This window comes from Fructobacillus sp. ChS1-6f1-1-27 (genome assembly GCF_059579415.1).
Genome location: NZ_JCAOER010000007.1, coordinates 30,546 through 42,697 on the forward strand (window position 1 = coordinate 30,546; position 12,152 = coordinate 42,697).

Annotated in this window: 13 protein-coding genes; 2 read left to right on the forward strand and 11 right to left on the reverse strand. The window is 44.7% G+C overall.

The annotated features are described in order from the left end of the window. Positions 1-49 precede the first annotated feature (49 nt). The 8 genes from rnhB to AC5162_RS04575 all read right to left on the reverse strand — a co-directional run bounded on the left by rnhB (position 50) and on the right by AC5162_RS04575 (position 6,429). The gene (gene rnhB / locus AC5162_RS04540; protein WP_496534068.1) at positions 50-814 is read right to left on the reverse strand and encodes a ribonuclease HII; all 765 of its coding nucleotides are present in this window, start codon (positions 812-814) and stop codon (positions 50-52) included. Next, positions 807-1,652, reverse strand: a complete 846-nt coding sequence (gene ylqF / locus AC5162_RS04545; protein ID WP_496534069.1) for a ribosome biogenesis GTPase YlqF — start codon at positions 1,650-1,652, stop codon at positions 807-809. Before ylqF ends, rnhB begins: the two co-directional genes overlap by 8 nt. Positions 1,653-1,671: 19 nt before the next feature. Next, a complete protein-coding gene (locus AC5162_RS04550; protein WP_496534070.1) occupies positions 1,672-1,899 on the reverse strand; it encodes a YozE family protein in 228 nt (75 codons plus the stop codon). Next, positions 1,899-2,468 (reverse strand): YpmS family protein, encoded by a 570-nt coding sequence (locus tag AC5162_RS04555; protein WP_496534071.1) that lies wholly within the window; start codon positions 2,466-2,468, stop codon positions 1,899-1,901. Before AC5162_RS04555 ends, AC5162_RS04550 begins: the two co-directional genes overlap by 1 nt. Positions 2,469-2,489: 21 nt before the next feature. After that, positions 2,490-3,341: a DegV family protein gene (locus AC5162_RS04560; RefSeq protein WP_496534072.1), complete on the reverse strand. Its 852-nt coding sequence runs from the start codon at positions 3,339-3,341 to the stop codon at positions 2,490-2,492. After that, entirely contained in the window at positions 3,320-3,850 is a 531-nt protein-coding gene (locus AC5162_RS04565; protein ID WP_496534073.1) for a dihydrofolate reductase, read from the reverse strand. Before AC5162_RS04565 ends, AC5162_RS04560 begins: the two co-directional genes overlap by 22 nt. Continuing rightward, positions 3,837-5,066, reverse strand: a complete 1,230-nt coding sequence (locus tag AC5162_RS04570) for a CCA tRNA nucleotidyltransferase (RefSeq protein ID WP_496534074.1) — start codon at positions 5,064-5,066, stop codon at positions 3,837-3,839. Before AC5162_RS04570 ends, AC5162_RS04565 begins: the two co-directional genes overlap by 14 nt. 94 nt (positions 5,067-5,160) lie before the next feature. After that, positions 5,161-6,429, reverse strand: coding sequence for a tetratricopeptide repeat protein (locus AC5162_RS04575; protein ID WP_496534075.1), 1,269 nt, complete (start codon positions 6,427-6,429; stop codon positions 5,161-5,163). 193 nt (positions 6,430-6,622) lie between these two features. Here AC5162_RS04575 and AC5162_RS04580 point away from each other — a divergent pair, with 193 nt between their 5' ends. Beyond that, positions 6,623-7,174, forward strand: coding sequence for an Ada metal-binding domain-containing protein (locus AC5162_RS04580; protein ID WP_496534076.1), 552 nt, complete (start codon positions 6,623-6,625; stop codon positions 7,172-7,174). A 76-nt stretch (positions 7,175-7,250) separates the two neighbouring features. Continuing rightward, a complete protein-coding gene (locus AC5162_RS04585; RefSeq protein ID WP_496534077.1) occupies positions 7,251-8,036 on the forward strand; it encodes a glucose-1-dehydrogenase in 786 nt (261 codons plus the stop codon). 68 nt (positions 8,037-8,104) lie between these two features. On the opposite strand, the gene AC5162_RS04590 is transcribed toward AC5162_RS04585, so the two are convergent. From AC5162_RS04590 to dprA, 3 genes are all read right to left on the reverse strand, one after another. Further along, positions 8,105-8,923, reverse strand: coding sequence for a hydroxymethylpyrimidine/phosphomethylpyrimidine kinase (locus tag AC5162_RS04590; RefSeq protein WP_496534078.1), 819 nt, complete (start codon positions 8,921-8,923; stop codon positions 8,105-8,107). A gap of 58 nt (positions 8,924-8,981) precedes the next feature. Then, the gene (gene topA, locus AC5162_RS04595) at positions 8,982-11,057 is read right to left on the reverse strand and encodes a type I DNA topoisomerase (protein WP_496534079.1); all 2,076 of its coding nucleotides are present in this window, start codon (positions 11,055-11,057) and stop codon (positions 8,982-8,984) included. 159 nt (positions 11,058-11,216) lie between these two features. After that, positions 11,217-12,098: a DNA-processing protein DprA gene (gene dprA / locus AC5162_RS04600; RefSeq protein ID WP_496534080.1), complete on the reverse strand. Its 882-nt coding sequence runs from the start codon at positions 12,096-12,098 to the stop codon at positions 11,217-11,219. Between the last annotated feature and the right edge of the window lie 54 nt (positions 12,099-12,152).

Below are 12,152 nucleotides of genomic sequence, written 5' to 3' on the forward strand. Positions count from 1 at the left end.
TATGTAAGTCTTGGTTTGAAAAAAAGCACAGACAAGTGACTGTGCTGCGTTAATTTAAGTATTTTTTAACCGGGGCAAAGGTTTTGCGGTGAATTGGGCTTGGCCCAAGTTTTTCTAACCCCGCCAAATGAACGGCTGTCCCATAACCAGCATTATCAGCAAAGCCGTAACCCGGATATTGTTTGTCATAAGAAACCATCATTTCATCACGGGTGACCTTGGCTAAGATACTAGCAGCTCCGATTGAATTTGATAAAGCATCACCCTTAATCAACGACTGTTGTGGCAGGTCTAAGTCAACCGTCATCGCATCAATTAATAAGTAATCTGCTGTTTCTTGCAAATCCAACACCGCCGCCCTCATCGCCAGTCGGCTAGCCTGGTAAATATTAACCTCATCGATTGTTTGCGCATCAACCACGCCAAGCCCATAGGCGACGGCCTCTTTTTTGATGGTTTGAACATACTCCAACCGGTGCTTGGCACTCACCTGTTTGGAATCAATCACCCCATATTGGTCAAAATCAGCTGGTAAAATCACAGCGGCCGCAACCACTGGCCCAGCCAGCGGCCCCCGTCCGACTTCATCAATTCCAGCTACCGATTGAAAGCCTTGGCTCCAAAGCTCTTTTTCATACGCAAACCGCGTTTCAAAAGCAGCCTTTTGCGCCTGTTCTTTGGCTAGTCGCTTATCAAAGGCTGCAAGAGCAGTAACCACGCCCTTACGAGGATCAGCCCGCCATTCAATCAAACGGCCATCATCGACCCGAGCAGTCCGCAAAGCTTCTTTAATTTGTGCGATCGTTTCAGTCATCAATTAAATCCAAAGTATACTGGCCGAGCTTGCCCTGCCGGAGGTCGTTTAACATCCGGGTTGCCGCCTTATCGTAATCATCTTTAAAGCCCAACTTAGCCGTGATATTTAACAGCAAGTCAACGTTACTTTGATCAAAAGCTGAATCCTCCAAGTGGTAGCGGTCAATAATTGCTTCTTGGTGGTAGCCACGGAAGAACTCAATTAGCGTCAAAGCAGCATCGTCTTTAGCAAACAGAGTATCCTTAACGGCCCCTGACAAGGCTAGTTTTAACCCAATTGACTGGTCTTCAAACTTTGGCCACAAAACGCCGGGAGAATCCAAAATCTCCAAGCCAGCAGGTGTCTTCAGCCAGGCAATCTTCTTCGTCACACCGGGCTTATTAGCCGTTGGGGCCACGTTTTTTTGAACCAAGTGGTTCAGCAAAGTCGACTTACCGACGTTTGGAATCCCAGCTAGCATTGCTCGAATTGGTCGGTTTTCGATTCCCTTGCTCGTCTGAGCGGCAATCTTATCGGCCAAGACAGTTTTAGCTGCCTTGGTCATCACTTGCGGTGTTCTTGGACTACGGGTGTCTAAAACAATCACTTTCAGCCCTTGAGCTTCAAAGTGGTTTTTCCAAGCCGTCGTCTGTTTTTGGTCGGCTAAATCAGCCTTGGTTAAAACCAGTAACCGGGGCTTATCACCAATCAGCTTATCAACTTCTGGGTTACGAGAAGACTGGGGTAAGCGGGCATCAACGAGTTCAAAAACGATGTCGACCAAGTTGAGGTTTTCTTTCATCAGGCGAAAAGCCTTGGCCATGTGGCCGGGATACCATTGAATTACTTGTGCCATCAGGGCCTCCTTTCGTCTGTTAGCGTGAAGCTTGGTACAAAGACCAGGCCTCGTCAAAAATCGTCATCGACATTAAATAACTAGCCGAACCTTCTAAGTAGTTTGAAAGCTCGTCAAAGTTAGTCGATTGCTTTGGAAAGCTCTGGTCTAAAAAAGCGTTGTTAGCAAATTGTTGAATTTCATCAGCTGCAACCGGGTTACGGTTGGTCATCAGCCAACCATAAAAGGTCCGTGACTTACTTGGCATTATTGAATTACTCCAGCGAATTTAAAGGTATTGTCGGCCAGGTTAATTTCCTTAGCCTTAAAGGTTAACTGACCGTGCTTGGTTAGTTTGGCCATATCCAAAGAAATTTGGCTTTGGTCAGGTTGGATTTTGACACCCTTCGGCCCTGAATACATTGATTTCATGTAGCCCAAAGCAACGTTAACCGGCAAAGAAATCTTACCTAAGTCAACGTTTTTCACGGCAAAGATGATGTTACCATCAGCCGTTACTTGAGGATCCATCGTTAATTTTGCATCCATACTTTGACCAAAAATTTTGACTGTGCCAGTCGCATAAACGTGGTCACTTGTGACCTTAATCGAGTACTTATTCCCCTCATTTTTATCATTGAGGTAGGTTTGAGCAAGGTCATTAACCTGGTCGCGGTTCAAGGAAATATCAAATGAAGAATCCGTCGTATTTGCTTGGGTTGAAAATTCAGTCCGTGTTGGGGCCACTGCCAAATAAACCGTATATAAGGCACCAAAAGCCAGGGCCACAATGGTTAACCAAAATAACCAAAACCAAATAAAACTATGTTTTTTCATGATACTCCTCTTCTAAAACCCTTATTCTGCTTCAAACAAAACAGCTAGGGCACCATTACCGGTGTGGGTTGAAATGATTGGCGTTGCTACTGAAATTAAGATATCAATGTCTGGCCAAATCTCGTTTAATCGTTTGGCCATCGCTTCAGCCTCATCCGTCACATCTGTATAAGTTACGCCAATGGACGTAACCTTCTTAAAGCCCTTCATGGTTTCAATAATATAATCGTTATAGGCCTTAATGGTCTTCATCCCACGGCCTTTTGTCACGACATCAACCTTACCTTCTTCGTCTACCTTAGCCCCAACCTTGATATTTAGCAAATTACCAATCAATCCCTGGGTCTTTGATAAACGACCACCGGCGACCATGTTATCAAGCGACCGGAACGACAAATAGATGTAAGTGTTATTACGAGCTTTTTCTGCTGCCTTAATGACTTCTTCTAAATCTTTCCCAGCAGCTGCTGCTTTGGCTGCCGCCAAGACAACAAAGGCTTCTGACCGGTCAGCTCCTAAGGTATCAAAGGCATGCACATCCGCCTTGGTCAATGCATTTGCTTGCGCAGCAGCATTAACGGTTCCTGACAGGCCCGATGACAAATGTAAAGACAAAATACTAGCTTCCGGGTCTTCTTGGTAAAAAGCATCGTAAGCTTCCTTAAAGGCCCCGATTGCAGGTTGCGAAGTCTGTGGTAAATTATCGCTAGCTGCCATCTCACTCAAAAATTCTTCAGCTGAGATGGTGACCCCATCCTGGTAGATTTTGCCATCAATTTGGACTGACAAGGGCACAATTTTGATACCGTACTGGTCAATTTCGGCCTGTGTTAATTTAGCCGCTGAATCCGTTACAATTTGTACTTTAGCCATGGTTTTCTCCCCCCAATCCGTTGATAGGTCAAAAATTCTAATTGGTAACCAGAATCTTCAAGTTCGACTCGGTTAACCAAGTTAAAATGCTTAGTTGAAACTGGTAAAACAAAGGTATCGCCATCAAAGTCTCCGTGAACCTTCGTGATTTCCAAATCAGTTGCCAATGGTAACAAGGCCGCATAAATTTGGGCGCCACCGACAACACTAACCGGCTTACCGGCATTAACTTCATTGTGAATTAACCGTTCTAGTTCCTTTAAGGAATGAACGACCAAAACCTCATCAAAGCCGGGGTCAAAATCGGTTTGCCGGGTTAGCACAACTGTCGTCCGTTTTGGCAATGGTCGCCCAATCGCTTCCCAGGTCGTTCGACCCATTACCATCATTGAGTTTAAGGTCTCTTCCTTAAAGTGCTTTAAATCAGCTGGAATATGCCAGGGCAAATCACCATCTTTGCCAATTGCATGCCGGTCATCTTCAGCCCAAACCATTTTAATTGTTGCCACCATCGTTCTCCTTTACGAAGTTGGTAATCGAAGCATCCGTATTTTCAACCTGTTTGGTTGCCACCGCTTCTTCAATTTTCTTTAACAAGCTACCAAGCTGCGGACCTGGTTGCGCCAGGCCGGCTTTAATTAAGTCACCACCTGAAAGGGCCAAGTCTTTACTACTGTGAATTGGCAAAGCCTGGTAAGTTTCTTTTAAAGTCTTCAAACGGTCAACCGGCCAACCAATTAATTGGCCAACTTCCAGTAAGGTTTCAATGTCTTGGTTTTCTCGGTAGATAGTCAAGATATCCACCTGGCCAGCTTGTTCAATGATTGGTGCTAAGGCAAGAGCCGTTTGCATCACATCTTTTGATAACTTCCAAGCTCGCAGTTCTTGTGATAACTGGCCAGCATCCAACCCTAATTGTCCCAAGTACAAGGCCCAAGTCACCTTTTCATTGCTAGGTTGCTGGTTTTTAACCTGGTCTGCTAACCGAGACAGATACTCATCAGTTACCAAGCCCTTTTTGCCAGGAAAGTAGGGTAACAACTTCGCCTGAACTAGGTCAAGCAATGCCTGACTAGCCGCCTGACCAGCCATCATTTTTTCAAATTCAACTCGGACCCGCTCGACGGCAATTTTTGCCAAATTAGGACCCAATTTGACCAAGGCCAAAAAGGTTTGCTCCTCAATTTTAAAGTCTAACTGAGCGGCAAACCGCAAAGCCCGCATCATTCGTAAAGCGTCCTCAGTAAACCGTTCTTCGGCCACGCCAACTGCTCGGATTTCCCGGTTCTTTAAATCAGTCATCCCGTCAAAGTAATCGACAATCTGACCGTCCTCTTTTAAGGCAAAAGCATTAATGGTGAAATCACGTCGCTTTAAATCTTCTGATAAAGACCGCACAAAGGTCACTTGGTCCGGCCGGCGAAAGTCCGTATAAGTTGATTCTGTCCGGAAAGTGGTGATTTCGTAGCCTTCGCCATGGTCTAAGACCATCACTGTCCCATGCTGAATACCGGTATCAACCGTCTTCTTGAAAATCTTTTTGATCTCTTCTGGGTAAGCAGATGAAGCAATATCAACATCATGCAAGGGCTTTTGTAATACCATGTCACGGACACAACCGCCAACAAAATAAGCCTGGAAGCCGGCTTGATTAATCTGCTTTAGAATTGGCTTGGCCGCTACCAGTTCTTCTGGTAGGGTCAAAAATTGTTGGCTTGTGGTCATTTCCACTCCCCCGTTTCTAAAAAAAACTGCCTAACTTAATATTAGCAATTTTTAACCTGATTTGCACGGCTTTCACCTAGTGAAAAGCAGTGGTTTAATCGTCTAGGGACAAATCGGCTAGCCGGTCTGCTAATTCGAAGTTATCAGGGTCCAAGTCAACAGCCTTTTCCAAGGCAACCTGCTCTTCCTCCCGCTTACCGACTTCGTGGAACCAATCAGCATAGTCATGCCAAAAATCAGGGTCAGCCGGATAATCTTTAGCGGCGTTAGCCCAGTAAGAGCTCGCTTTCTCAAAGTCTTCTTTGGCATGGTAAGCCCGGGCCATATCCCAATTAAATTTCGGATCAACTAAGTCCTTATCATTGGCTGCCGTAACTGTTTCAATCACTTGGTTATAGTCATGCTGGGCTAAGTACAAATCAGCTAAGCCGGTATAAGTTGAAATTTCTTGGTCATCTAAGTCCAAGGCGTTCAAATAATATTCCTTGGACTGACCATCATCACCAAGCTGGAAGGCTAAGTTAGCTGCCAACCGGTACAAGACCGGGTTGGTTTGGTCATAAGACAAGCCCTCTTGGTAGGTTTTAAAGGCCTTTGATTGATCACTAATCCGTTCATATAACTGGCCCAATAATGGGTAGACCGAAGTATACTGAGGGTCTTGGTCTAAAATTTCTTGGTACAGCGGCAAGGCTTGGTCATCATCCTTATTTTCAGCGTACAAGAAGGCTAGTTGGAACTTGGTATCAATCGTCAAGTCGATTGACTTAATTTGTTCAAGGTAAGCAATCGCATTTTCAACGTTGCCAATTGCCGCATAGGCCGTCCCAATCCGGGCTGCCATATCAACCTTAGCAATCTTACGTTCTCCTTGCAAAAGCAAGTTCCGGTAAAGCTTGATTGCTTGGTGGTATTCACCAGTTGAAAAGTAAAATTCCGCTAAAGCAAACTGAACCACTGGCTCAGCGGGGGCTAGGTTCTGCGCTTCCAATAAAGCATGTTCGGCTGATTCAGTAATTCCTTCTGACTGGTACAAGTCAGCCTTGACCATCAAAGATTCCAAGTAGGCCGGTGAATCGGGCGTGATGTTGGCCAAGTATTCCTGGGCCTCGTCCAAGTTATTTTCCTCAATTGCCAGTTCAGCTAAAGCCGTTTGTAGCTGCCCTTCTTCTGGAAACTTTTCTGCCAAATGCAGGTAAGCTACCTTTGATTCTTCGACAAAGCCCATCGCATACAAGTCTTCTGCTAATGAGTAGACCAAGTCATCGTCATCTTCCTTTAATGATTGGTCAAAAGCCTTTTTGGCCTGGTCCAATTGGCCCAGACGGATTGCCGCCAACATTTCTTCTGCATAATTGATCAAATCAACTGCCTCACTTACCGCTATTTTCAGCGTTTTCTTACCTAATATTTTACTAAAATTCAGTAGAAATTACAAAAGTGTTTCCATCGTAAAAAGAGAGTAATAGTCGAATAGACCAATTCATGGTATGATTGTACTAGCAGATTTTTAATGATTTATATTAAATTATATTTATTCTAACAGGAGGTCGCTGATGTATTCATTAACTAAAAAGCGCTGGCAAGCCATCCACGATAATGATATGGAGTTCGATGGCGACTTCATTTACGGAGTCGTATCTGACAAACGAGTTTGCTGCCCTTCTTGCCTTCGAGAAGATGATGTGGCTCCGGAAAATATTCAAATTTTCAAAACCAACGACGAAGCTCTATTTGAAGGCTACGTTCCCTGCGAAGACTGCCACCCCTTCGGTGAATTATCCGAAAGGGCCGACTTAGTCTTCAAGGTCAAAGAATACCTATCAAGTGAGTACAAGAAACGGATCACTTTGGAATCGCTTAGTGAAGACTTTGATATTTCTTCTGGTATCTTGCACCGGGCCTTTATGACCATTGCTCAAGAAAGCCCCCAAAACTACTTACTTCGAGTTCGGATGTTCCATGCTAAGAAGCTTTTACGTGAAACCAAGGACTCCGTTGCTTTAGTTGGTTTAAAGGTTGGTATTCCAAACCTTTCTTACTTCAATACCGTTTTCAAGCAGCAAGTCGGCTTAACAGCCGTTCAATACCGCAAGCAAATCAAGTAAGTTTGCTTGTTAATTAAAAAAAGTTTAGAGTAGACAGCGAATTAACCGTTCGCTGTTTTTTATTAGGAGGAACTTTATGTACCAAGATTTAAAAACAAAAGTAGCAGTTATCACCGGTGGTTCGAAGGGAATTGGTAATGCGATTGCCCTACGCTTCGCCCAAGAAAAAATGAATGTCGTGATTAATTACCACTCCGACCAAGCTGGCGCTGATAAGGCTGTCGAAGCAATTAAGAAAAATGGTGGCGACGCCGTCGCCGTCCAAGCAGATGTTTCCAAAGAAGAAGGAATCGAGGCGCTTTTGCAAGCTGCCTTGGATAACTTTGGTGGCATGGATATTTGGGTTAACAACGCTGGAATGGAAATTCAACGCCCTACCCATGAAATTTCACTTGATGAATGGAACAAGGTCTTGAACATTAATTTGACTGGCGTCTTCTTAGGTGCTAAGGCCGCTATCAAGTACTGGTTGGATAAGGGACAGGCCGGCAACATCATCAACATGTCCTCTGTCCACCAACAAATTCCTTGGCCAACATTTGCCTCTTATGCCAGTGCAAAGGGTGGCATGAAACTCTTTACTGAAACAACGGCGATGGAATACGCCCCTGAAAATATCCGAATTAACGCGATTGCTCCTGGAGCAATTAACACACCGATCAACGCCAAAAAATTTGCTGATCCAAAACAATACAAGGAAACCCAATCAATGATTCCAATGCAAAAGATTGGTGACCCTGAAGACGTTGCCTCTGCGGCCGCTTGGTTAGCCTCAACAGAATCTAAGTATGTTACTGGTGAAACCCTCTTCGTTGATGGCGGCATGAAACTCTACCCCTCGTTCCAAGGTGGTAAGGGCTAAACAATTTTATTTCAATAGCAAAAGAGACTCAGCTTAAAAAGCTAAGTCTCTTTTTTGTTTACTGCTAATTAAAATTCATGGCCCGCCTGAAAAACATTGCCATCTGACCGGTTAGCATTAATGTGGTAGCCACTTTCAATACTTTCATGAACAAACCATTGGCTGCGATAAACGGCTGCCTGCAGGTCTCGGCCCATTGCCAAGTGCCCAGCAATCGCAGCAGCAGTCGTACAACCGGCGCCATTAACCATGGCCGCTTCACCTAAGTCTCTTAGTGGCAAAGGCTGAGTACCATCTTTTGTCACTAATAAATCCAATGTTTGACCGGCAATAATTCCTGATCCACCCTTTAAAAAGATATTGGCCTGATAACTTTTAAACAAATCTTCAGCCACCGACGTTAAGGTCCGCTCATCTTGAATTAGTTGGTCAGCAGACCGCCCAGCCAAGGCCAGTCCCTCTTTCAAATTCGGTGTCACAACCGTCGCTAGTGGCAGCAACTTTTCCCGGTAAGCAGCCATAATCGTTTCATCTTGGACAAGACCGCCCTCTTTAAAAGACAAAACCGGGTCAACCACGATTGGTCCCTGATAATCGGTTAAGAAATCAGCCACTAAGTCGACTTGGTCAACTGATGCAAGAAAGCCAACCTTTATAGCGGCCCAATCCTTCACTTGCTTCAAAGACGCCAATTCATCCTGAAAAACAGTGGTTGGGACCGGGCCAATCCTCACGTCATCCTCCATCACTGAAACAATACTAGTAATAGCGGAAAATCCAGCTAGCCCGGCACTCGCAAAAGTTGCAAGGTCAGCCTGCAATCCCCCACCAGACAGTGAGTCAGATCCGGCAATTGTTAGTACTTTTAATACGCCTTCTTCTGGCATTAACTTTTCTCCTCTTAATAAAAAAGGCGGCTGAATAAGCCCCCTTTTTTAAATAACCTTACTTACTAGTAGCGGCTTCTTTTTTCTTGTCAGACTTTTCTTTGTCTTCGTTTTCAGCCTTTGGCTTGTCCCAAGAAACAAAGTCACATTCAGGGTAGCGAGAACAACCGTAAAACTTCCGACCCCGCTTGGTCTTGCGTTCAACAACTTGACCCTTGCCACACTTTGGACAAGGAATGCCAATTTCTTGTACAATCGCCTTCGTATTTCGACAATCCGGGAAACGAGAGCAAGCATAAAACTTACCATAGCGGCCCATCTTGACAACCATTGGCGCACCACAGACCTCACAGTCCATCCCCGCCAACTCATCGTGCATCGTAATCTTTTCCAGCGTCTTTTCAGCACTTTCAACTTCTTTTGAAAATGGCTTATAGAAGCTATCAACTACTGGCACCCATTCTTTTTCACCGACTTCAATGTCATCCAAAGAGTGTTCAACCTGGGCGGTAAACTTCGTATCTGTAATATCGGGGAACTTATCTTCCACAATATTTTGGACAATTTCACCTAATTCCGTTGGCACAAACTTACGGGCATCAATCCGGACATAGTTCCGGCGTTGAATAGTATCCAAGGTTGGCGCATAAGTTGATGGCCGACCAACCCCATTTTCTTCCAAAGCCCGAATCAAGGCCGCTTCAGAATACCGGGCAGGTGGCATCGTAAAGTGCTGTTCTGGGTCCATCTTGGCTAAGTTGACTTCATCGCCTTCTGTTAGGTCAGGCAAAACATTGTCCTTTTCCTTAGCAGCTGGGTAAGCCTTCGTGAACCCTGGGAACTTTGTCTTTGACCCATTAGCATGGAACAAGACGCCGTTTTGTTCCACTGTTACTGCCATCGTATCCAAGACTTCAGGAGTCATCAAGGATGCGACAAACCGTGACCAAATTAATGAATACAACTTAAACTGGTCAGGGGTTAATTTATCCTTGATTGAAGCAGGAGCCCGAGTGACATCCGTTGGGCGGATGGCTTCGTGGGCATCTTGGGCCCCTTCTTGCGGTGTCCCAGCTACAGGCTTATGGCGAGAATACTCTTCTCCCCATTCATCATGGATGTACTGGGCAGCCGCATTCTTAGCGACTGATGATAGCCGTGTTGAATCCGTACGCATATAGGTAATTAACCCAACCTGACCGAGTCCCCGTCCTAAGTTAATGCCTTCATACAACTGCTGGGCAGTCATCATCGTCTTTCTTGTCCGGAACTTTAACTGAGTGTTGGCCACCTGTTGCATGGTTGAGGTCGTAAATGGTGCCTGTGGTTGGCGCTTACGTTCTTTGGCCTTAACAGAAGTTACGGTAAATGGCTTGGACTTATCTAAGTCAGCCAGGACGCCTTGGACGGCATCATTATCTGGCAAAGCCTGCTTCTTGTTATCAAAGCCATAGAAGTTGGCCTTAAACTTGGACTTACCCTTTTTAAATTCAGAATCAATCGTCCAATATTCTTCTGGCTGGAAAGCTTGAATTTCGCGTTCACGGGCAATGATTAACCCTAAGGCAACCGATTGCACCCGACCAGCTGACAAACCACGCTTAACTGTCTTCCACAAAACTGGTGAAATCGAATAACCAACTAAGCGATCGATAATCCGACGAGCCTGTTGGGCATCAACCAAGTCCTGGTTAATGGTCCGAGGTTCCTTAAAAGCGTTTTTAACCGTGTCCTTTGTAATTTCGTTAAAGACCACTCGGTTCTTTTGCTCTGGATCTAAGTCTAAAATATACTGCAAGTGCCAGGCAATCGCTTCTCCTTCGCGATCCGGATCGGATGCGAGATAAACTTGTTTAGCAGCCTTGGCAGCCTTCTTTAAGTCCTTAATAACCGGACCTTTCCCACGGATATTAATGTACTTTGGCTGGTAGTCTTCTTCAACATCAACACCCAAAGTTGACTTTGGCAAGTCACGGACGTGACCGATTGAAGCCACAACTTGGTAAGTGGAACCTAAGTACTTTTCAATTGTCTTAGCCTTTGACGGACTTTCGACAATCACCAATTTTTTATTAGTCTTTGTCTTACTCGTTTTCTTCCGAGTTGTTTTTTTCTTGGTTTTTGCTTCTACCAACGTATCTTCTCCATCTTTTTCGTTGCTTTGCAGTTTAAATTACCTAAGTAAAACCGACGTTAAAGGCGGCACAAAACAAACAATCGTTAGATTAACCTTACCATGTTAACAAAAGACTTTAAACTTTTGCAAGACTTTCCTACTATAATAGGCCAAATTTCATGGTAACTTTCTCACGGCTTTAATAATATCACTGCTAGTCAAAACTGGCAAAGCCCCTGCCTGAATTAAATCGTTTGTCCCTGCTGAACTCAATTCATTAATTCGTCCTGGCACTGCTAAAACCTGCCGGTTTTCTTGCAAAGCAATATTAGCCGTAATTAAAGAACCAGATCGGCGTTTGGCCTCAATTACAACCACAGCTGAGGTTAACCCAGCAATAATCCGGTTCCGGTCTGGGAAGTGACCTCTTAACGGTGGTTCATTATGCTGGTATTCCGATAGCAATAATCCCTGGTCAGCTACTTGCCTTTGTAAAAAATGGTGGTTACTTGGATATGCCCGATTTAACCCAGTCCCAATCACTCCCACCGGAACACCACCATTAGCAAAGGTTAATTGGTGTGCCATCACATCGACCCCCTTAGCAAGGCCAGATACAACCGCAATACCGGCTTGAACGAGGTCTGGAACTAAGAACCGTAAGCAATCTAAGGCATAGGGTGTTGCTTGCCGCGTGCCAACGATCGCTACATTTGGTAGCTGTAAAGCCCGTAAGTCCCCCTCATAAAATAAAACTAACGGTGGTTGAAAAATTTGCCGTAGGCTCTCTGGGTATTCTTGGTCAAAGTAAGTCAGGTAATTGCCTTGGTAAGCCAGCGCTTGGTTGGTTGCTTTGTCATAGGACACCTCAATTTGCTGGTATGAAAAACTATCAGGGTTTAGTTCTAAAACCAGGGCTAGGGTTAAAAACGGCCAGGGATAAGTCCCTTCCTGGTTTAAATCAACTTGCTGGTTAAAGAACCGGATTAATTGGCTTTCCTTGGCCTTACCGATCCCCTTGGTCAAATGCAGTGCTAGTAAGAATTGTTGGAATGTCATTTTCTTTCTCCTTTATTCGATTAGACGAAGAGAAAGAGAATTTCTTACAAAAAA